The sequence below is a fragment of the Rickettsia japonica YH genome (assembly GCF_000283595.1).
GTDB classification, from domain to species: domain Bacteria; phylum Pseudomonadota; class Alphaproteobacteria; order Rickettsiales; family Rickettsiaceae; genus Rickettsia; species Rickettsia rickettsii.
Map to the genome: position 1 here is coordinate 714,712 of NC_016050.1, position 20,544 is coordinate 735,255.

Sequence of the window (20,544 nt, forward strand, 5' to 3'; positions counted from 1 at the left end):
GAAGCTATTTATAAAGCTCCGATAATTTTAAGAAAAGATTAGTATGAGATAACGACAGAACCACTTCAAGACCGATTAAAATAATAATAATCCACTCAAGTTTGGTGGAATGTTTATAATTAAGATCGTTTGAAAGAATGTTTAAAAGCTCATGAATCATATTAAGACGATGATTCATTATATTTTGCCGTATTTCTATGTCTTGAAACTCTGCTGTCATGAGATATAGAGGCTCATAACTCGGACGACGCCAAAAGAATTCTGGAGTATCGAATATATCGCTATGCAAACTGATTGAATAACGCTCGTTAAATAATATACCTATTTGCTGTAATATCTCCTTTTTAGAAAGCGATACGCTACCGGTTCTAGCTAGTTCCTGTTGTATAGGGGTTGTCTGAACAATCAAGTTACTAACAGATTGCTCAAGAACGCTAAGTTTAACCGATTGTGCAAGCGCATGGGAAATAGAAAGTTTAACAAAAACTGATTTATCTGCCAAGATTATTTTATTTTTTTCTTCATCAATAAATGTTTTCTTGACCTCCGTATTATATTCAAAATAAATATAATCGGATACCGGCTCTTTAAGCTTATTTACTGGTACTAAATCAGTATCGCTTAAAACTATTTTTTCTTGAATTTCATCGCCGCCCCAAATAGTTACACAACCAAACGGAAAGAAAAATATCTCTATAAAATCAGAATCTTTATTTATCTCTTTCCGAATATATAAAACATCGTCAAAATGTTGAGGTTCAAGACCAATCTTTTTTAAATTAGTAACTAGATCACTCATCTTATATTCGGAAGAAGTACAGTAAGATGAACATCTCATGATTATTAAGTTTAATTTATATAAATTTAGAGTATAGTAGTTAGGAACCTATAAAGTCAATAATATTATAATTATGTATGAAATATTAAGTAATAGAGAAGTTATCAAAATAATAGGTTTTGATTCCGTAAAGTTCCTACAAAATCTCATTACTAACGATATTTGTAAGAGTATAGTCAATTCAGTTGAATTCGGATACAAGGAGCGAGGAGCGAAGCCTATAATAATAGGCGAGACGACGAGTAACGCAGTAGGCGAGTCCAAATCAATTGACTATAATTATTGCTATACTTATTTGCTTAATAATCAAGGAAGATATTTATTTGATTTTTTCGTGTATGTTCATAACCCTGAGGAAATTTATCTTGATATTGATAAAAGTAATAAAGCTGCTTTGATAGAGTATTTAAACTTCTATAAATTTCGCTCAAAAATACAAGTAATAGATTGTAGTGACGAATATAAAGTTATCTACTCACTTCAAAAATTAGATATAGACTCGCTAATTACGGTTCGTGATCCTCGTTATGCTAAGCTTGGTTTCCGCTCAATAAATAAGCTCGATGTCATACCGCTGTGCGGTATCCAGACAACAATTAAAAAAGACTGGACCCCGTGGTCAAGCCATGGGGTGACAGAGGGGGAACCGCCCCCCTCAACAACATCTCCCCGCGAAAGCGGAAATCCAATATACCTAGAAGATAAATATAATTTTGCAATAATAGATGGTGTAGAAGATTTAATCACAGATAAATCTATTCCAAATATGTATGGTGCTGAGGAGTTAAATGCAATTAGTTTTGATAAAGGTTGTTATATCGGGCAGGAAGTGATTTCAAGGGCTAAATATCAAGGAGTTATAAGAAGAAAGATATATAAAATTACAGCAGATGAAGATTTATCTTCATTAGTTAAAAATGCAGAAATACTCGCAGATAACAATAAAATCGGCGTAATATGCTCAAGTTATCACAATAAAGCAATCGCCTTAATCAGAGAAGAAAAATATCTTGCCGATAAAGGAGCTGATGTTACCGTTAAAGGGATTAAAATAAACTTATCTCTCGCACCTTGGTATTAAATAATAGTTAATTTTTTAATAATTACTTGATATTTATTAAGTTTTTATGTATCATAGTAATAATAAATAGATACAAACCATATTTCATGGTATTTTTTATAAAAAATAATATAAATTGGAGACTTTTATTTATACACCTTTTCAATTATTAACTTCAGGAAACATACAATTAATACCGGCTATATTAAACAGAACTAATGTTAACAACAAACTTAATATTTTTGAAGCTCTTTGTATTTTAATACCTCAACAATAAGATCAGAATGTTAAAAATGTTTTAGAAAATACTGCTGTACAGATATTAAACAAAATGATCCTCATCCCTGACACTAATTGGGATAAGAAAGATACAAACGGTAATACTATACTTGAATGGGGTATTTGTAGTAATAGCTCCAATGTTATTGATGTATTTCATCATAACCCTGCACTTATGGCAAAATTTGTTTCAACTGAGAAAGCACAAATTCATAATTTTTTCCGTGTTGCTATGGAGTCGCATATTTCTCACGATTTCCGTAAGACACAAATTGAAAAATTTACACAATTAGGTTTAGATATTAATGATCTTGGTCAAGATAATCATATTGCTTTATATTCTACAATAAATATCAGCTTATTACTAATAATCCGAGTAATCAAAATATAAGTTTATTTCAAACTCAAATGAATAAATATTATAAAATAATTGAGAATCTAGTTAAATTTGGTGTTAATCCTTCGCTTAAGGCAAATAATATATTAAATTTATTAGCTACCGGTACTTTACAAATACAAAATACAATATCTAAAATGTCTGATAACGGTAATAAATATTTAGCTCAAGCAGGTTTTAAAACTTTAATAATGAATGCAAAGGAATTAGTAGAAAAAACATTAGAAAATTGTAACCTTAGAAATTCTACCGGCGGTAATAATATGATTGCTACGCTTGGTAATATAATATGGTCTATTAAACAAGATATTTCAAAAGAATCCAGTCAAGAAAAAACATTGTTAATCAACAATTTTAAAGAACTGAAATCTTTAGCTGAGCCTATAATAGAAAAAATAGTAAAAAAGCAAGGATTTAATCCTAACATTATGGATCAATTGAATTCTAATACAATAGCATGGTTCGGTACATTTGGAGCTGCATTCTTAGAAAAATGCATAAAAAATACGCATACAAAACCTGATGTAAATTTCTATGATAAGAGTGGTAAAACACCGCTTGATTGGTATAGCGATTATAATGCTACTAAAATCGTAGAAACTTTAATAAAAAATGACGGTAATGTAAATCTTCAGTGTACTCAAGATGCAGCTACTCCTGGCCATAGATTATTTTTAAATAATTCAAAAGTATAATGCTAGCAACCCAAAACTGCCAACTCTAAAAGCATTATTAAATAAAGAAAACAAGCCGCCGTTTGATCCAAGTATCAAGATGGTAGGTAATAAAAACTGTAGCAGATGTATTAGAAGAGAAAAAAACAGCTATAGTTGATGACAATGATTGTCATAATGCACGATGAGTACACAACTTGGTATAATAACGATTATACTGTAGCATAATTAGGTCAGGCAGTAGAAGTTTAATCTTTATGAATAAAAAATGAGTCTTGTATTTCATTCCTAGCTAAAAGCGGCCTTATTGCATGGCTCGTTTATATTCATGCCCGCAGAAGCAGGAATTTCAGCATAAAGCGAACTTTAAAAAAATCTTTTAAAAAGTTTTGAAGTACTGGATTCCCGCCTACGCGGGAATAACATCGAGTCTTATGACACCAATGTGTATTCGTAGGAATGACATACTTTTTTAACTCCACAAAAATATTGTTTGTTTCTTTTTTTATCTTTATTATTATTTGCATAGAAAATCCCTATAACTTAACTCTATGCCAAATATAGATCTCCTTATTTTTACTAGCTTTTTAGCGATTAATTTGCTAGTTGGACTTCTAAATATCAAAAATATTTGCGAATATGCGATAGAAACAAGGAATTTTTCTACAGGTACAATAGTCGCAACTCTTATTGCTACTTGGATCGGTACTAGTACTTTTGTAATCGATAATTCAAGAATATATACGGACGGATTATTGTACTTATTACCTAGTATATTCGGTAGCGTTGTTAGTTGGTTATTAATTAGTGACTTTATAGCTCCTCGTTTTGAGAATTTTTTGGGTAGTTTATCGGCAGCGGAAATAATAGGGGAGGCGTACGGTAACAAAGTTCGTATTCTTACGTCGATAGTTAGTATATTAATGTCTATAGGTATGATTGCCATGCAATTCCACGTAGCAAGTTTAATATTACAGCTATTCTTTAACATTTCAAATTTTTACATAGATTTATGTATTGCCACTGTAAAATAATAAGCTCTTCTGCTTTTGGCGGTGTAAAATCGGTTACTTTTACCGAAGCCGTACAGTTTTTTACTTATAGTACAATTATTCCGGTAATAGGAATTGTCGTATGGAATGTTTTTAGTGATCCGCATATAGTTATAGACTCAAATGTACACACTCGTCTTACTGATTTACAAGGATTGTTTCACTATCCTAGTCCTAAATTTTGGATTTCTTTAAATATTTTTATATATTTTGTGATTCCGTCATTTGGTCCTTCAATTTTTCAAAGAATATTGATGGCAAAAGACACAAGTCAAATATCACAAACATTTTTTATTTCGGCAGTTATTTGTCTTTTTTTATCCGTTTTATTCATTTGGATTGCAATATTATTATTGTCTCAAGATCCGGTAGTTAACACCCAATGAATTGTTTTTACGGATCATTAAAAGTTATATAGGATTTAAGGGGTTAATAGTCGGCGTTATTGTGGCAATGATAATCGCAAGTACGAACTCTTATATTAACGTGCAGTGGTAACTTTTACTAATGACATCATTAAAAAAGCTTCATTAAATTATAATTATATAACCGCAATTACTATAGAATTAATAGGTTTTATTATATCACTCTACACTAAAGATTTAATAAATCTATTTTTATTATTGACTAGCATCTATTTACCGCTAAGCACTTTGCCGTTAATTTTGTTAATATACGGTTTTAAATCAAGTGCCAAAAGTTTTTTTATCGGTATGATTACTGCAATATTGACTATTATATTGTGGCAAATATTTTCTTTAAGAACAGTTCTAGGTATTTATCCGATACTACCCGCAACTATTGTAAATTTACTCTTTTTCCTTGAAAGCCATTATATTTTAAAGCAACCCGTAGGGTTTAGTTCTTTAAAAGAGCCGCTAGCCGTTAAAATAATAAGGCAAGAGAGAGAAAGAAAAGGTTTGACTTTATTTCGTGATCTTAAGAATTTTAACATCTTTAAATATTGGGAAAGTACCCTACCAAATCAAGAAATTACTTATAGTTATGTCGGTATATTTATTTTAATATCGATGTTCTCATCTTTATATACCACATCAGGTAGCAGAATAATGAACCATTTGGAGATATATAATATTATTTACCATACCACACTTATAACTGCTGCAATATTAATTACTTATCCCTTATGGTCTTTAAAGTTTCAAAAGAATTATATTATATCTTTATCTTGGTTTGTGGCTACTTTCGTTATATTAATATTTTTCGGTAGTTTACTTGTTATATCAAGTAGTTTTGATCAACTGCAATTAATGTGTTCGATAATTAACTTATTTATAATTGCAACGATATTCAGGTGGCAAGCTACTTTACTTATGACCGTTACAGGCGTGTTTGCTAGTATAGAGTTTTATAAATATTTTATGGATGAGAAGTTATTAATTAGCATAAATAGTTTTCAATTCAAAGTAGTATATTCCTAACCTTATTTAGTAGCCTTTTAATAGTATGCTTAAAACCAAGGCAGGAGCAAGAAAAATTAGTTAACCTAAAAAATACTCCTTTAGGTAATAGAGTTAATTATAGAGAGCAGGAATTAGAGAAGTTACTTGATTTGAAACATTAGTTCTTACGTAATATAAACCATGAAATCAATACACCGCTAACCGGTATTATTAGCCTTGGTGAAACCTTATGGGCTGATTATGATACATTTAATGAAGATCAGCGTCGCAATGCAGTAGAGATTATAGCTAAAAGCTCTATTAAATTAAATAGCTTGATAAATAATATTCTAGATTTTTCAAAATTGTCCAGTCTTAATGATGAACTAAATAAAAAAGATATAAACTTAAGTGAATTGCTACATGAAAGGATAAAAATATGTAAGAAATTATATCTAAACGGCAAAATCTTAAATTTTGTATCTGATATTGAAAAGAATATAATAATTATATTCTTTTCAATTTTAACTGTGATCCTCATTATATTAACACACATTCGATAATCTAATAATAAATGCTATCAGCTGTTGTAGTGAGGGAATAATAAAAATTGATCTACACATGCAAGAAAATAATATCTTGTTTTAGTATAAAAGACGATGGAATAGGAGTACTGAAAGAGGAATTGCAGAGTATATTCGGTGTATTTGTCGTAAGCTCTAAAACACGTATGGCAGGAGGTAGAGGAGTAGGACTTGCATTATGTAAGAAAGTAATAGAACTGCACGCCGGAAAAATTTGGGCAGAAAACGATAAACAGGGAAAGACTACTTTTATTTTTACGATGCCTTTGTAATTGAAAATGTCATTCCGTTAATCACAGGAATCCAGTACTGTTTGCTGTCATACCGTGGCCCTGCCACGGTATCCAAAAAACAACTTATAACACACATTTTTTAACATTTTTACCGGATACCGTGGCAGGGCCACGGTATGACATTATTATGAAAAAAATTATTTTTAATAAACAACGAGATTTTATATCAATTATAGCACCGGCGTCAAGCTGTCCAGATGCACAAGATAAATTAAAGGAAGCTATTAAAATACTAGCGTTGCATGGTTTTAAAACTTTAGTAGATGATAAGATTTTTTCAGGTGATGAATTGCCTTTTTTCGCTGCTTCTAAAGAGGAAAGGTTGAGAATGTTTAAAGAAGCTATGGAAAATGAACAGGTTAAAATAATTTGGGCTTTTCGCGGCGGATATGGATGCAGTGAATTTGTAGAAGATTGTTTTAATATAGAACAAAAAGGGGATAAAGTCCTGATAGGCTATAGCGATATTACCGTTTTGCATTTATTACTAAATAACCATTATAATATCCCAACTATTCACGGTTCAGTGTTAACTTCGTTACTACCGCCTACTAATCAGGATATTATGCCTATAATAAATGTTCTTAAAGGAGAAAAGAGTGAAATACAACTTATACCTATAAAGAAAATTAGTGAGGAAAATATAACAGGTACAATAACAGGCGGAAATTTAACGGTTTTAACTAAATTGATTAGTACTGGTTTGCAAATTCATTCTCATTCCTATGCTTCTTTATGTCATTCCCGCAGAAGCGGAAATCCAGAAAAAATAATACTGGATCCCCGTTTTCACGGGGATGACAATAAAATTCTATTGCTTGAAGACGTTAATGAAAAAGCCTATGCCGTGCATCGTAATCTAGTTCAATTAAAAAATACCGGTATATTTGAATGCATAAAGGCAATAATCTTTGGTGATTTTACTAAAGGGGATGAGTTTGTAGAACAAGCTATAAAAAGTTTTTGTTTAAATCATATTCAAAATATTGGAACTTATAAAGCAGCAGGAATAGGGCATGGAGAAGTAAATCATCCGGTTATTATGAATCATGAAGTAATTATAAACAGTAATGTTTTAAGTTTTACTAGCCCTTTTGAAATAGCAGAAAACAAATGACAAATTCTATCAGAATAGGTACAAGAAAAAGTCCACTTGCTTTAATACACACTAATTTAGTTATTCAGCAAATCACACAATTTTTTCCTGATATCAATTGTGAAATAGTGCCGATTATTACTAGCGGGGATTTAATCCAAAATAAACCATTATACGATATAGGCGGTAAAGCTTTATTTTTAAAGGAAATAGAGCAAGCCTTGCTTGATAAAAAAATTGACTTAGCTGTTCATTCTTTAAAAGATGTACCGGGTAGAATACCTGAACCGCTAGTAATAGCTGCTGTTTTAGAGCGTGAAGACCCCAGAGATGTTTTTGTTTGTCTAAAATATAAATCTATAGAAGAGCTGCCGCAAAATGCCGTAATAGGTAGCTCGGCAGTACGAAGAAAAGCATTTATCCAAAAAATAAGACCAGATTTAAAGGTAACGGTTTTTAGAGGGAATGTTGATTCAAGAATAAAAAAGCTAATGACCGGCGAAGTTGACGCAACAATTTTAGCATATACAGGTCTTAAAAGGTTAGAGGTGTTTAATCCGGAGTATTGCCATTTGATAGAGTATTCACAGATGTTACCGTGTATAGGGCAGGGAATCATTGCAGTTGAGATTAGAAAAGACGATAATGCTATGCTTGAGATATGCAACCAAATTAATCATCTTCCCACTTTTGAACTCATAAAACCTGAAAGAGCATTTTTAGAGTATCTAGATGCTAATTGCCGCACCCCGATTGCTGCTTATTCACAATATCTAGATGCAGATCCTAGACATCTTTCCAAACTCGCTTATAGGGAGGCATTTGCAGGAAACACAGAAGCACTTGCCACCGCAACGCACAAAAGCAATAGCACAGATGCGAGTACCGGATTGACTTACAAATTACCCCTAGAAGTAGAGTTTGGGAAGATGTCCAATATACAAACCAATTTTATGCTCGGTAACCTTGACGGCAGTAAAATAACTTTCCATACCGAAACTACCAATATCAAAACTTCAACAGAAGCAGGCATAAAAGCCGCTAAAATGATGTTGGAAGCTATCTGTAAATAAATTTTAATCGATAATTTAATTCTTTTTTGCTGCAAATTATAAGATTTTTTTGAAATATGAATAACATCCTATCAAAAATCTTATCAATTTTTGCTAAAAAAGCTCTTTACTTGCTAATTACAATTTATTTACAGATAACCTCTTAAATCAACTAGATAAATAGATATTTAGGGAATATACTCCTAAAATATCTAAATTTGCAAGATATTATCATAACAATACAAAGATTTTTAGACTTAGAATTACCAAAAGGACAGTCCTGTTTTTTGTGGGGAGCACGTAAAACTGGTAAGTCAACATATCTGAAACAACGTTTTCCGGATATATATATATTTATTTATTACAAGCTGATATCTATAAAGTTTACTTTCAAAATCCTGAACGTTTAAGAGAAGAGCTTAAGTCAAAAGACGGCAATCTCAACTATTATTATTGATGAGGTGCAAAAAATTCCCTTACTGTTAGATGAGGTTCATTATTTAATAGAATCTAATAAATCTTTACAATTTATCCTTTGCGGCTCCAGTGCTAGGTGCTTAAAATCAACAGGTAGCAATTTACTTGGCGGAAGAGCTTGGAGATATATGTTTTTGCCGCTCTATGCTATTCTGAGATAAAAAAGAGCTTGATTGGCATAAAATTTTTAATCATGAACTAATACCTGATCATTATATTGCATAAAAAAAGATTCATAAATATCTTGCGTCCTATTTATATGACTATATTTTACCTGAAGTACAGTTTGAAGCAAATTTAAGAAAACGCAAAGCATTTGCAAGGTTTCTAGAGATTATAGGCATTTCAAACGGTGAGATGATAAATTATAGTAATATAGCAAGAGATTGCGGTGTTGATGCAAAAACCGTTAGAACATATCTTGAAATATTAAAAGATATATGTATTTAGGATATCATCTTTATCCGTATAGATCACTTAGCAAAAGGCAAATTATTACGGAAATGCCTAAATTTTACCTTTTCGATACCGCACTTAGCAATTACCTAAGGAAATATGAATATCAGGAAATGACAGGGTTTGATGCTGGTAAATCTTTTGAGCATTTAGAATTTAGTAAAGATAGTGATTTTAAATTACATGTTATATCTTTTGAAAAAACAAAACGTATAATTAATTTAGAAAATAAAAAAATTACCATTTGGCCTATTCAAGAATTTTTAGATACTCTTTGGAATAATGAAATATGGCGATAAAATAATTAATAAATTTTTTCTTAAATTTTAATTTAAAACTAAACAGCATGGTTTATTACCCATATAAATATATGGACATTTAGTATAGAGCTAAGTATTATTAAATTAATCGATTAAATGCTAAAAATGCATTCTTCTTTTGAATGGGATGAAGAAAAAAATAAAATTAATATTGGTAGCATAACGTAAGCTTTTATGAAGCTCAAAAAGCTTTTCTAGATATCAAAAGGATAATCCTTCAAGATGTAGACCATAGTGTTACAGAAAAAAGATATTTTTGTTTAGGTAAAGTTGATGGTAATATTTAACAGTCCGTTTTATGTTCCGAGATAATCATATAAGAATTTTTGGAGCAGGATACTGGCGTAAAGACAAGAGAATTTATGAGCAAGAGAATAAAATACACTGATGGGGAAGTAGGGGCAGTAAAAATAGTAAAAGATTTCTTAGCACATCCTAGAGAACTTTTTAGAAGCAGCAACTGCACATGTCCCTTATCAAAAAATGATTAGGATTTTACTAGATAAATATACTAAGCACTATAAAGCAAATAAAAGGGTATAATACTATAAACTGAGCTGGCGGATAGGGTGGGATTCGAACCCACGGTACGGTTGCCCGTACGCCAGTTTTCAAGACTAGTGCCTTAAACCACTCGGCCACCTATCCAAGAAGATTCATACCAAATAATCTTACATATTTCAAGGGAAATCTTGCAATATATGAATTTAAATTACAAATCCGAATTGTTCTTTCACTTCATTAACCGTTTCAGAAGCTCTAATTCTTGCTTTTTCTGCTCCTTTGTGCAGTATTTTTAATAAATATTCTTTATCATTCATTAATTCTAAATATTTATCACGTATCGGTTGTAGATTTGTAATAATAATTTCTGCCAAATCTTCTTTAAATTTTGCGAAACCTTGGTTCTGATAATTACCGATTATTTTTTCCAAGCTTTCTTCGGATAAACTGCTATAAATATCTAATAAATTACTAATTTCCGGTCTTGTTTCTTGATCATAGCTAACAAAACTTAAATGATCGGTTTTGGCTTTTTTTATTTTTTGATGAATAAGATCGTTATCGTCTTTTAAATTGATACGGGAAAAATCCGAAATATCAGATTTACTCATTTTCTTTAATCCATCCCGTAAGCTCATGATTCTTGTGCCTGTTTCACTAATTAAAACCTCAGGAACTTTTAGAATTTCTTTGTTAAATTTTCTATTTATTACCCCTGCAATATCTCTTGTTAGCTCTAAATGCTGCTTCTGATCCTCACCTACAGGCACTATATCGGCTTTATATATTAAGATATCCGCTGCCATAAGTACCGGATAGGAAAATAACCCAAGACAAGCCTTTTCTTGATCGCTACCTGCTTTATCTTTAAATTGCGTCATGCGCTTTAACCATCCAAGCGGTGTAACGCAATTTAGTAGCCAAGCAAGTTCAGTATGCTCTTTCACCATACTTTGGGCAAAAATCGTTACTTTGTCGGGGTTAAGCCCTGCTGCTAAATAAACAGCAAGCACCTCCATAATTGAATTGTTAAGTTCTGATGGCTTAATATCAACCGTGATAGCATGCAAATCTGCTAAGAAGAAAAAACAATTATATTCTTCCTGCATTTTAACCCAGTTTTTAATTGCACCAAGATAGTTACCGAGATGTAAAGAACCGGTTGCTTGCACACCGGAAAGAACAGTTTTTTTCATTTAATACCTTTTTATTTTACTCATTGTAAAATTATGTTATAAATACCATTTTAATTAATATAATTATCTTAATAATTATGCTGTGGCGTTTAAGAATTTTATCATTTTACGGATTATTATCGTTATTTACATTTATTTTTTTTCTTATGTGTTACATACCAGTAACATTTTTCAATGTCAACTATCAAATAAGATACAGAATTGCCATTATCTTTTCTTATGCTTTTGTGTGGCTTGCAAAAATTTGTTGCGGTTTAAAATATGAAGTAGAGGGGCTTGAGAAATTACCGAAGACTACTTCAATAGTCGTGTCTAATCACCAATCCTTTTGGGATCAAATGTTTATGCAACTGATTATTCCTAAACATTCTTGGGTATTAAAGCGTGAATTATTTAATATACCTCTGCTTGGTTGGGGACTTCGGATGGTTAAACCTATTGCGGTTGACCGTGGTACTAATAGCTCGGTTGCTCAGATTTTAAGAGAAGGTCAGGAAAAAATAAAAGAAGGATTATGGTTAATAATATTTCCGGAATCAACTAAAGTTCCGCCTGATAGAACGGTAAAATTTAAACCAAGTGCCGTAAAGCTTGCTTCAATTACTAAAGTTCCAATTGTGATGATAGCTCATAATGCCGGTTTATTTTGGCCTAGAGGTTTTTGGTTTAAGCAACCTGGCACTATAAAGATAAAGATTATAGGTGTAATAGAAAAAGAAGAAATAGAGCAAACAGACGTACGTATACTTAATGACAAGGTTGAGCAATTGATTAACAGTGAAAAGCAAAAATTATTAAATTAATATTAGGTTTTAAAAATAATTAGTATTATCATAAAATTACAACTTAGTTCTTATGGAGGTATTTATGGTAAGGACAGCACCGTTAAAATTAATTGCGGTTATCGATAGTAAGCAAATGATGCTTTACGACGCTCAAGGAGTTAAAATTACTACTAATACACCTTTAAAATTATCTTTGGATTTAGAAGAGCATCACCACCATAGAGAAAAAAGACAAAGCCTTTACCAAAATAAATCTACACCGGCTTCGCTATTTGAGCCGCATACTTCGCTAAAAGATATAGCACATAAAGAAGCAGCAAGGAGCGTTATTAAACATTTAGAGAAAGTAACTACTGCTGATCAAGCTAAATATAAGGAATTGATTATTGTAGCAGAACCGCAAATGCTTGGATGTGTTAGACAAGAACTTAAAAACGCTCTAAAAAAGATGATTACTAAAGAAATTGCTAAGGATTTAGTGCAACATAGCGTATATGCAGTGGAACGAGCAGTATTTTCTTAGATAATCTTTATATGTCATTCCCGCGAAAGCGGGAATCCAGTAAAACCTATAAAAAACTTGTTTTTTTAGGTTTATTTTGTCAATAATCTGTAATTTTTATACTAGGATTAAGGTGATTCTTTCTAGACTCCAACTTTCGCGGGCATGACATAGAAGTCGTACAACAAGGTTTTTAGTTGTTTGCAATGATGATACAAATTAGGTGCCTAACTTATTAAATATTTCTTTTGTATTATTTGAGATAGTTAAACCAATTTGCTTATCTATATCCTCAAAAGTTTTTATAGTCTTTTCATTAGGAATCTTAATATGTGGTTTGAAAGGCAAACCGCCGCTATTTATACATTGAGTTAGGAAAATATCCTCATGGCTTCTGACATAGTCATCCCCATTTGCTTAAATATTTCTGCTGCTTCAATTTTTATATCTGCTGAAACACGTAATCTAATATCTACTGTATTCATAATATAGCTCCATTCAGTTATTATTATCCGCTATAGTCAAAAATGATTTGAATTCACTTACATAGTCTCTCGTCGCTCTCCTATTATCTATAGGCTGCGCTTCTCACTCCTTGTAATTTACATCCAACTGATTTGACTACATTTTAGTATATATGGTGGCATGCGTCAATACACTCATATTTTAATTAAGAATAGTTGCACTAATAAGAAAAAGTGGTAAAATATCATATCGAACAAATTAAATATTATGAATAATTATGCCGCAAATTTATTTTAACGGTCCGGAAGGACGAATTGAAGGAAGATATGCAAAAGCTACCTCGCCTAACGCCCCTATTGCATTAGTTCTTCATCCTCATCCTTTATATGAGGGTAATATGAATAATAAAGTAGTTTATAATGCCTATAAGATTTTAGCAGATAACGGTTATACCGTCTTACGTATTAATTTTAGAGGAGTAGGGGGGTCACAAGGTAAATTTGATAACGGAGTCGGTGAAGTGGTTGATGCGGGGGCAGCTCTCGACTGGTTACAGCAGAATAACCCAAATGCTCAGTCTAATCTGATATTAGGATTTTCTTTCGGAGCATGGATAGCTATGCAACTTGTAATGCGACGTCCGGAAATAAATCATTTTATTGCTATTTCGCCGCCGGTTAATACAATTCATAAATATGACTTCTCATTCCTCTCACCTTGTCCTATTCCAGGGTTTATATTACAAGGAGATAATGATAGTATAGTATCGGCAGATGATGTAAAAGACCTAGCAAATAGATTATCTAAGCAACAATCCCATATTAAAGTTGATTATAAAATTATCAATGGAGCTGACCATTTCTTTCGTTATAAAACTGAAGAATTTGCTAAAGCACTAAATGCTTATTTAATAACAATTCAATCTAATTATCATCACCATAATAATAATGTAAATGAAGAAATTAGTAAGCACCCAAAGAAATTATTTTTATATTAGTTTTTGTTGTGTGGTTCGGCTTATCCATCATTGCGAGCAGGCGTTGTTGCGTAGGTACCTAAGTCGTCATTGCGAGGAAATTGCGTAGCAATTGACGAAGCAATCCAGTAAAAAATTCTGTAAATCAGAATTTTTTTTATTATTTTTCCGGATTGCCACGCAGTCTACGGCTGATCGCAATTGACGATTTGCTATCCACGTGGGAATGACATAAAAGAATCCATATCACAACGTCTACAATTCTAAATAAGCTTCTATTGCCAAAATTAATATTTCATCTTTTTTAGCATCTAACTTTTGAGTTAATTCTTCGTAAATTTGCCTATCTGGTAGAGAAGTAAATTTTTTAAATAGCTGCACTAATTTTAAAGAGGGGATAATACGAAAAGCATCTTTTAATATTTTGATCTTTTTATTAACATTAAGCTTATTATTTAAATGAAAGTAAAATTCTAGTAATTCTTCGTTATAAAAATTTAAATCTACAGCCGTTGCCAAATAATCTATAGCATTAGCCGTATTATTACTTTCTACTTCTTGCTTCGCTGCTAATAAATAATACTCAGCAATTTCCGGCATAGACTCATGTTTATGAAATTTTGCGAGCTTATTCGTTATAAAAATAAATTTCGTCCATAGAGAAAGTCTAGCATAACAACGCATTAAAGTAATTAAATTTTCAATATCAAGTTCATTGAAATTATAAGCCTTTGTTGCGTAATTTTCTGCTTTCTCATAAAAAGATTTATAATAATAAAGTTTTGCTAGATTTTTGCTACCGTAAAAAACAAATTCTTTAGATGTAATAAGTTTTTGAAAATAGGAAATTTTTCTATCTACATCCTCTTCAGTTACGGCTAAGATTAAATTATGGAATTCTTGTGAATCTTTTAGATCTTCAGAAGATAAATTTTTGCGAGCAATAGAAGCAGATTTAGCTTTATTATTCATAATATATTCGGCAAAAGCTAAAATTAAAGCATATCTATCATGATTAATTTTTCGTTTACTAAAAATATTATGTATTTTAGATGGTAAATCGATAATTAATATTAGAAATCTAATGATAATAAAACAAGAAATTAGTAATAAAAGCCCTAAAATAAGACTAAAGAACAAGGTAGTCTCTATATTATAATCATATAAACTAATAAAAACTTTTGAATCAAAGCTCTCTATAAAAGTAAACCCGAAATAAAGCAGTAAAAAAGTAGCACATATTAATAATAACCTAAACATCTTTATTTACAAACTCCTGCATAAATTTTTCTGAATAAAGACAATCGATTAGATAGTTTAAGTTCTCTAAAATTAGAGGTTTATCTTGTTCTTTTATCATCATAGCAGAAGGTTTTTTTTCAATTTTGATAAACTTCTCCAGCCACTTATGGTTGGTAGGAAAAATTACTTCCGTACTACTTGATTTAGAAAAAAGATAATTATTATATGCTTCTAAGTTATTTAAAATATTCCTTATATCTTGAGGCAGCAGGCGGGATTTTACTATTCTTAGTTCTTTACTATAATCCTTATCTTGCATGAAATTATATACTAATAGATTTACATTTAATAAGTAATTAATATAGTCAAGTGATACCCATACGCCTACCTCGTCGCTCGTCGCTCTCCTATTAGTTATAGGCTTCGCTCCTTGTTCCTTGTATCCAAATGAGGCTGAATTGACTACAGTTTCTAATTTTGGTTCTACTAAATTAGTCGGTGCTTCAGGAAACTTTAAAGAACTTACGTAATTTAAAAGCGACTTGGTAGATAATAGAGGAGCTGCTTCCTTTTCTTCCAGGGTAGTATTTTCTTTATTTTCTACTGCTTGAGCAGGAATTTGGCTTAAATCCTTATTTTCACTTTTAAACAGTTTTAAAATATCGGATCTATTATGATAAAGAGTAAAAGAAGATAAGACAAATATTACTATTGCTATAAAAAAGATATTTTTGCTTTTAAATAAACTATCGAATTTGTGCATTTTCAGATAATAACTTGATTATATCGTTAAGGTTTTGATCATCACAATAAACCACATTTTTTATAAAAGGTCTAACTATATTTGCGACTTTCAAACTTATGGCTACAACTAAACTATCTTGTAAGTACTCTAGTAAATTATTTTGCAGTAATAATTTTACTAAAGTCCTAGCACTATTTTGAGAATAAAGTAATATAAAATCAATATTATTTTTAAATTCTTTTATAATAGATACGGGCAGCTCATTCAAATATTCTACATTATAAATGATATGTCTAACTATTTTGCTAGGTAAATCTTTAGTAATTTCATTTGAAGATAAATATATAGTCTGCTCATATAAATCAGGAGGAAAATGCTTAATCAAATCTTCCACGTTTTTAGCAGTATACATTACTTTCTTGCCTAATAATCGTTTTGACTGACTACCTACTACCCAAATATCTTGTTTTAAGTTATGACCGGTTAAGATACTTGCCGCATATTTACTAGTTATTATTATATTTGAGTAATTATCTAAAATATCTATATTAAAATCTAGAGTTTTATATTTAATTAAAGGACAATGAATATCACGTAAATCTAAATTATATTTACTTATTTCCTTTATAGTTTCATTATTTTCTTCAATATGTCTAGTTAATAAAACCGATTTCATACAATATTTGTACTCCAATATAAAAAGCAACTGCCCAAATAATAATAGCAGCTATTTTATTAATTATAGTTAAAATCGTACTACTTTTATTTAGCTTTCTAATATTATAACCTGCAACTGCTAAAGAAAAAAACCATATCCAAGATATAAGTATGCAAGTTAAGGTAAATATAATTTTTGCAATACCGCTATACTTTAAAGCACTGATACCTATTACTATAATCGTATCCATAATTGCATGCGGATTTAATATTGACACCGATATAGCAAATAAAATTTGTTTTTGAGCTGAAAAAGCCCCGGAATTCATTGTAAGATCAATAGGCGGCTGATTCCAAGTATTATAGCCCATATAAATTAAGAAAATAAATCCAACAATAAATATAGATAATTTTAACCAAGAAATTTCAAGAATTAACAAAGATATCCCAAGAACTGCCATACATATAAGTATAGTATCACATATTGAGGCTGCAATTATGCTAGGTAAAGCCTTGCTAAACTTTGGCTGTTTTGCTCCTTGATTGAATATAAAAATATTCTGTACTCCGAGCGGCACTATTAAACCGAGAGCTAAAACGATGCCATGTAAAAAAGCACTTAATATATCATTATTCATTTAAATAGCCATTTTATATACTAGATTGTTACTGCTTCTATTTTATTAATTATTTTTAATATTATAGCATTTTTATTTAATTTTCTCATATTATAACCAATTATTGCCAATAATTATTGCCAATTATAAAAACCATATACAAATAAACATGTAAATAATTTTAATGTCATTTCCTTGATATTTGTAAAAACCAATATTTAATATACTCATTATATATGGGTTTAATATAAATAATATTGATATCACAATATAGAAACTAAACTTTGTTTCCACATAGAAATAGGCTAAGATTCTATTGTTAAATTAAAATATGATTGATTCCAAGTATTATATTCCATACAGATTAGAAAAATAAATCCAATTATGAAAAAAGGTATTGCTATATACCAAATCATAAAAATAAAGAAGAAATCATGATTGAAAACGATTATATGTATAAGTATATTATAACATATCGAAGCATCAATTACACTAGGTAGAGCTTTTTTGAAGCTACGATATTGTGCACTTTGATTTAATATAAAAATACTTGGTATAATGGAAGAAATAGCAAAATACGGTATTAAAAATATTATACTTAATATATATCATTCATTATTGTAATTTAGTTTTGATTTTTAATAATATTAATAAAGACGGAATAGTTATAATAATAGTAAATAAAAAGAAATTTTGCCAACCGAAATTTACTACCATATAGCCTGAAATTATAGGAAAAATTGAGCGCGAAATCCCCATCATCGATGAAAGAAAAGAATATTGAGTAGCTCGAAATTTACCTTGACAGAGTGCAGAAATAAAAGCGATATAAGCAGTCATTGTCATACCGCCGGTAATACTTGCTATTCCTATCGTAATAAATAATAATAAAGAATTTTTACCGTTTATTTCAAGAAAAATAAATAAAATATGTCCTAAAGCATGAATAATACCAAATAAAAATATACTATTTAATATATTTTTATGTTTCATAATAACACCGCCGACAAGTCCACCGATTATAGCTCCTACAACTCCACAAAACTTTCCAACGCTTGCTATTTCAAAAGCATCATACTCAAGATGAAGCAAAAACGGATTAATCATAACATTAATTAAGTTATCCGGTAACCTATATAATACTAGGAAAATTAATATAAGAATAATGAAATAAACAGAACCTATAGGTTTTAACGCATTATATATAAAATTTATTATGTTTTTTTTATTTTGATTATTTTTTATATCATTCTTGATTATCTGTACATGTATGTTCTCATTTAAATAACAATACTTAATTCCTACCATCAATAAAATTAAATAAATAAATACTAAACCGGCAAAGATTTTATATATTTCATTAAATGTTAAATAAAGAGATAAATAAATAGCTCCAGAACCGGCTAAAAGCATACCGACCCGATAACCGAATATATATATTCCTGAAGTAAACCCAAGAGATTCTTTAGGTACTATTTCCGTTCTTAAAGCACTTAATATAGTATCTTGTGCAGCACTAAAAAAAGAAATAATTAAAGCCGTGAAAGCAAATAATAATAGATTAGTACTAGGATCTAGAAAGCTGAAAATATATATAAGAAATATCAATGCACTACTAGTTAAGCAAATCCAAGATAATCTATGACCGAATATGTTGTTTAAATATTTAATTTGCACTGCATCAAAAATCGGTGCTAACAAGAAATTAATAGAGTAGGGAAGCGTTATGAATGATAATAAACCGATGGTTTGCAGTGCTATATCTTCTTTAGCAAGCCAATAATTTAAAGTATTACCGGTAATCATTAGATTAAAACCGCTAATAAACCCAAACAACCAAATAATACATAAACGAGAGTTATTTAACATGAATTTATTTATATACTTCGAGTAAATGAAGAATTGATAGACGAAGATCAACTTCAAAAAGAGCAAGGAGTCTATAAGGCGAGGAGCGGAGCATATACTTTTTTGAAGTTGATCGAGTATATATGCCTTTAGCTCTAAGTTCCTATAGGCTTAATATACAAAAATGTGAGTATTCTGTTTATTTGCGGCATGTAATGTAATCATGTTATTTTAATTTCTCAATATCTTTCTTATCTAATTTTGTTATTTTCATAATAGCTTCTAAAGAAAGTCCTTCTTTTTTCATTTCTTTAGCCATAGTAATTTTCTCTTTTTTTCTACCTTCTTCCAATACCTTCTTGTTTCCAGCTATGAGCTAAGCTATTCATAAGGTTTCCTCCTAATGCAGGGTTTAAATGCGATTTAAGCATTTTTTCTATTTCTATTTTATCATTTTCCCTAATCTTATTCAAGGTGTAGAGGACAAAATTAGCTCTATATAATCTATACCGATATTAACTTTAATAAATTCTGGTAAAAGATCAGCTACTTCTTGCCATCTCTTTAATAAATCTCGTTCGTGGATATGTTTAAAAAAAACTGCAAGATTCCAGACCAAGCTTTTTCTTTTAATTTTTCATCAGAAATATTTTGAACATTAATTAACTGATAATCATTAATCCATGTATTTTTTACAAGTTCACTGTTTTCAAATAACTCCCATAGATTAGTAGGTGCATTATAGTTTTGTACACCATTGTAGAACACACAAGGGTACACAAAAGGAAATTTTTTATTTCCTGTCGCCTTCCTTATGATATTCAGCAATTTTTAACATATATTTAAACACACGAAAAGCCATATACGGATCAGGAGTGCTGTGGTTTTCCAAAAGTAAAAATAAATATCCATTTTCATTATTAAATTTAGCGGAAAATAAAATATCTACTATAGATTTCTTTAGGCTACGCCCTACAAAACTATCTTTTTTCCATTCTAAGAGCTTCAAAAGAAAGTAAAATTTTG

The 20,544-nt window shown here is 30.3% G+C and carries 22 protein-coding genes, 1 tRNA gene and 4 pseudogenes; 13 read left to right on the top strand and 14 right to left on the bottom strand.

Annotation, left to right across the window (positions count from 1 at the left end; all coding sequences use genetic code 11):
• Window positions 1-4: 4 nt before the first annotated feature.
• Window positions 5-799 (bottom strand): RMD1 family protein, encoded by a 795-nt coding sequence (locus RJP_RS03865; RefSeq protein WP_041405559.1) that lies wholly within the window; start codon window positions 797-799, stop codon window positions 5-7.
• Window positions 800-911: 112 nt separating this feature from the next.
• Here RJP_RS03865 and ygfZ point away from each other — a divergent pair, with 112 nt between their 5' ends.
• The 10 genes and pseudogenes from ygfZ (at window position 912) to RJP_RS09440 (ending at window position 10,524) form a co-directional block, all read left to right on the top strand.
• Window positions 912-1,919 (top strand): CAF17-like 4Fe-4S cluster assembly/insertion protein YgfZ, encoded by a 1,008-nt coding sequence (ygfZ, locus tag RJP_RS03870; protein WP_014120853.1) that lies wholly within the window; start codon window positions 912-914, stop codon window positions 1,917-1,919.
• Between the two features lie 310 nt (window positions 1,920-2,229).
• Window positions 2,230-2,568, top strand: coding sequence for a hypothetical protein (locus RJP_RS03875; protein WP_014120854.1), 339 nt, complete (start codon window positions 2,230-2,232; stop codon window positions 2,566-2,568).
• Between the two features lie 17 nt (window positions 2,569-2,585).
• Window positions 2,586-3,269: an ankyrin repeat domain-containing protein gene (locus RJP_RS03880; protein ID WP_024704572.1), complete on the top strand. Its 684-nt coding sequence runs from the start codon at window positions 2,586-2,588 to the stop codon at window positions 3,267-3,269.
• 530 nt (window positions 3,270-3,799) lie between these two features.
• A pseudogene (locus RJP_RS11370) lies at window positions 3,800-6,559 on the top strand (ATP-binding protein).
• Window positions 6,560-6,707: 148 nt separating this feature from the next.
• Window positions 6,708-7,697, top strand: a complete 990-nt coding sequence (locus RJP_RS03900) for an LD-carboxypeptidase (RefSeq protein ID WP_014014410.1) — start codon at window positions 6,708-6,710, stop codon at window positions 7,695-7,697.
• On the top strand, window positions 7,694-8,749 hold the full coding sequence (gene hemC, locus RJP_RS03905) for a hydroxymethylbilane synthase (RefSeq protein ID WP_014120856.1): 1,056 nt from the start codon (window positions 7,694-7,696) through the stop codon (window positions 8,747-8,749). The genes RJP_RS03900 and hemC overlap by 4 nt, the downstream gene beginning before the upstream one ends.
• Window positions 8,750-9,189: 440 nt before the next feature.
• On the top strand, window positions 9,190-9,366 hold the full coding sequence (locus tag RJP_RS10530) for a hypothetical protein (RefSeq protein WP_014014412.1): 177 nt from the start codon (window positions 9,190-9,192) through the stop codon (window positions 9,364-9,366).
• Between the two features lie 181 nt (window positions 9,367-9,547).
• A pseudogene (locus tag RJP_RS10535) lies at window positions 9,548-9,764 on the top strand (DUF4143 domain-containing protein).
• Window positions 9,765-9,774: 10 nt separating this feature from the next.
• A complete protein-coding gene (locus RJP_RS11565) occupies window positions 9,775-9,960 on the top strand; it encodes a hypothetical protein (RefSeq protein WP_390889697.1) in 186 nt (61 codons plus the stop codon).
• A 383-nt stretch (window positions 9,961-10,343) separates the two neighbouring features.
• Window positions 10,344-10,524, top strand: a pseudogene (locus tag RJP_RS09440) (CopG family transcriptional regulator).
• A 15-nt stretch (window positions 10,525-10,539) separates the two neighbouring features.
• On the opposite strand, the gene RJP_RS03915 reads toward RJP_RS09440, so the two are convergent.
• Both RJP_RS03915 and trpS read right to left on the bottom strand, forming a co-directional pair.
• Window positions 10,540-10,629 (bottom strand) — tRNA-Ser (locus tag RJP_RS03915).
• A gap of 59 nt (window positions 10,630-10,688) precedes the next feature.
• On the bottom strand, window positions 10,689-11,681 hold the full coding sequence (gene trpS / locus RJP_RS03920; RefSeq protein WP_014120857.1) for a tryptophan--tRNA ligase: 993 nt from the start codon (window positions 11,679-11,681) through the stop codon (window positions 10,689-10,691).
• 77 nt (window positions 11,682-11,758) lie between these two features.
• Between trpS and RJP_RS03925 the strand changes: the two genes are divergently transcribed.
• Window positions 11,759-12,484, top strand: a complete 726-nt coding sequence (locus RJP_RS03925; RefSeq protein WP_014120858.1) for a lysophospholipid acyltransferase family protein — start codon at window positions 11,759-11,761, stop codon at window positions 12,482-12,484.
• Window positions 12,485-12,548: 64 nt separating this feature from the next.
• Window positions 12,549-12,989: a host attachment protein gene (locus RJP_RS03930; RefSeq protein WP_024704574.1), complete on the top strand. Its 441-nt coding sequence runs from the start codon at window positions 12,549-12,551 to the stop codon at window positions 12,987-12,989.
• Window positions 12,990-13,187: 198 nt separating this feature from the next.
• On the opposite strand, the gene RJP_RS09835 is transcribed toward RJP_RS03930, so the two are convergent.
• Both RJP_RS09835 and RJP_RS09840 read right to left on the bottom strand, forming a co-directional pair.
• Entirely contained in the window at window positions 13,188-13,316 is a 129-nt protein-coding gene (locus RJP_RS09835) for a hypothetical protein (protein ID WP_024704575.1), read from the bottom strand.
• Window positions 13,317-13,339: 23 nt separating this feature from the next.
• Window positions 13,340-13,453, bottom strand: a complete 114-nt coding sequence (locus RJP_RS09840) for a type II toxin-antitoxin system RelB/DinJ family antitoxin (RefSeq protein WP_014014419.1) — start codon at window positions 13,451-13,453, stop codon at window positions 13,340-13,342.
• A gap of 257 nt (window positions 13,454-13,710) precedes the next feature.
• Between RJP_RS09840 and RJP_RS03945 the strand changes: the two genes are divergently transcribed.
• Window positions 13,711-14,430: an alpha/beta hydrolase gene (locus RJP_RS03945; RefSeq protein WP_014120860.1), complete on the top strand. Its 720-nt coding sequence runs from the start codon at window positions 13,711-13,713 to the stop codon at window positions 14,428-14,430.
• A gap of 234 nt (window positions 14,431-14,664) precedes the next feature.
• Here the strand turns inward: RJP_RS03945 and RJP_RS03950 are convergent, their stop codons facing one another.
• The 9 genes and pseudogenes from RJP_RS03950 to RJP_RS11390 all read right to left on the bottom strand — a co-directional run bounded on the left by RJP_RS03950 (window position 14,665) and on the right by RJP_RS11390 (window position 20,527).
• A complete protein-coding gene (locus RJP_RS03950; RefSeq protein WP_014120861.1) occupies window positions 14,665-15,669 on the bottom strand; it encodes a tetratricopeptide repeat protein in 1,005 nt (334 codons plus the stop codon).
• Window positions 15,662-16,414, bottom strand: a complete 753-nt coding sequence (locus RJP_RS03955) for a palindromic element RPE2 domain-containing protein (RefSeq protein ID WP_014120862.1) — start codon at window positions 16,412-16,414, stop codon at window positions 15,662-15,664. The genes RJP_RS03950 and RJP_RS03955 overlap by 8 nt, the downstream gene beginning before the upstream one ends.
• Window positions 16,398-17,072 (bottom strand): uroporphyrinogen-III synthase, encoded by a 675-nt coding sequence (locus RJP_RS03960; protein ID WP_024704576.1) that lies wholly within the window; start codon window positions 17,070-17,072, stop codon window positions 16,398-16,400. The genes RJP_RS03955 and RJP_RS03960 overlap by 17 nt, the downstream gene beginning before the upstream one ends.
• Window positions 17,050-17,691, bottom strand: coding sequence for a LysE/ArgO family amino acid transporter (locus tag RJP_RS03965; RefSeq protein WP_014014424.1), 642 nt, complete (start codon window positions 17,689-17,691; stop codon window positions 17,050-17,052). Before RJP_RS03965 ends, RJP_RS03960 begins: the two co-directional genes overlap by 23 nt.
• A gap of 594 nt (window positions 17,692-18,285) precedes the next feature.
• On the bottom strand, window positions 18,286-19,539 hold the full coding sequence (locus RJP_RS03975) for an AmpG family muropeptide MFS transporter (protein ID WP_014120864.1): 1,254 nt from the start codon (window positions 19,537-19,539) through the stop codon (window positions 18,286-18,288).
• A gap of 205 nt (window positions 19,540-19,744) precedes the next feature.
• Window positions 19,745-19,991 (bottom strand): annotated as a pseudogene (locus RJP_RS11375) (transposase).
• On the bottom strand, window positions 19,988-20,137 hold the full coding sequence (locus RJP_RS11380) for a transposase (protein ID WP_014014427.1): 150 nt from the start codon (window positions 20,135-20,137) through the stop codon (window positions 19,988-19,990). Before RJP_RS11380 ends, RJP_RS11375 begins: the two are co-directional and overlap by 4 nt.
• Window positions 20,083-20,298, bottom strand: a complete 216-nt coding sequence (locus RJP_RS11385) for an Rpn family recombination-promoting nuclease/putative transposase (protein ID WP_324602893.1) — start codon at window positions 20,296-20,298, stop codon at window positions 20,083-20,085. Before RJP_RS11385 ends, RJP_RS11380 begins: the two co-directional genes overlap by 55 nt.
• Window positions 20,299-20,311: 13 nt before the next feature.
• On the bottom strand, window positions 20,312-20,527 hold the full coding sequence (locus tag RJP_RS11390) for an Rpn family recombination-promoting nuclease/putative transposase (protein ID WP_024704578.1): 216 nt from the start codon (window positions 20,525-20,527) through the stop codon (window positions 20,312-20,314).
• Window positions 20,528-20,544 lie beyond the last annotated feature (17 nt).

Excerpts from the sequence above, each read along its gene's own strand:
- RJP_RS03865 (WP_041405559.1), bottom strand. The coding sequence starts at position 799 with ATGAGTGATCTAGTTACTAATTTAAAAAAGATTGGTCTTGAACCTCAA.
- ygfZ (WP_014120853.1), top strand. The coding sequence starts at position 912 with ATGTATGAAATATTAAGTAATAGAGAAGTTATCAAAATAATAGGTTTT.
- RJP_RS03875 (WP_014120854.1), top strand. The coding sequence starts at position 2,230 with ATGATCCTCATCCCTGACACTAATTGGGATAAGAAAGATACAAACGGT.
- RJP_RS03880 (WP_024704572.1), top strand. The coding sequence starts at position 2,586 with ATGAATAAATATTATAAAATAATTGAGAATCTAGTTAAATTTGGTGTT.
- RJP_RS03900 (WP_014014410.1), top strand. The coding sequence starts at position 6,708 with ATGAAAAAAATTATTTTTAATAAACAACGAGATTTTATATCAATTATA.
- hemC (WP_014120856.1), top strand. The coding sequence starts at position 7,694 with ATGACAAATTCTATCAGAATAGGTACAAGAAAAAGTCCACTTGCTTTA.
- RJP_RS11565 (WP_390889697.1), top strand. The coding sequence starts at position 9,775 with ATGACAGGGTTTGATGCTGGTAAATCTTTTGAGCATTTAGAATTTAGT.
- trpS (WP_014120857.1), bottom strand. The coding sequence starts at position 11,681 with ATGAAAAAAACTGTTCTTTCCGGTGTGCAAGCAACCGGTTCTTTACAT.
- RJP_RS03925 (WP_014120858.1), top strand. The coding sequence starts at position 11,759 with ATGCTGTGGCGTTTAAGAATTTTATCATTTTACGGATTATTATCGTTA.
- RJP_RS03930 (WP_024704574.1), top strand. The coding sequence starts at position 12,549 with ATGGTAAGGACAGCACCGTTAAAATTAATTGCGGTTATCGATAGTAAG.
- RJP_RS09840 (WP_014014419.1), bottom strand. The coding sequence starts at position 13,453 with ATGAATACAGTAGATATTAGATTACGTGTTTCAGCAGATATAAAAATT.
- RJP_RS03945 (WP_014120860.1), top strand. The coding sequence starts at position 13,711 with ATGCCGCAAATTTATTTTAACGGTCCGGAAGGACGAATTGAAGGAAGA.
- RJP_RS03950 (WP_014120861.1), bottom strand. The coding sequence starts at position 15,669 with ATGTTTAGGTTATTATTAATATGTGCTACTTTTTTACTGCTTTATTTC.
- RJP_RS03955 (WP_014120862.1), bottom strand. The coding sequence starts at position 16,414 with ATGCACAAATTCGATAGTTTATTTAAAAGCAAAAATATCTTTTTTATA.
- RJP_RS03960 (WP_024704576.1), bottom strand. The coding sequence starts at position 17,072 with ATGAAATCGGTTTTATTAACTAGACATATTGAAGAAAATAATGAAACT.
- RJP_RS03965 (WP_014014424.1), bottom strand. The coding sequence starts at position 17,691 with ATGAATAATGATATATTAAGTGCTTTTTTACATGGCATCGTTTTAGCT.
- RJP_RS03975 (WP_014120864.1), bottom strand. The coding sequence starts at position 19,539 with ATGTTAAATAACTCTCGTTTATGTATTATTTGGTTGTTTGGGTTTATT.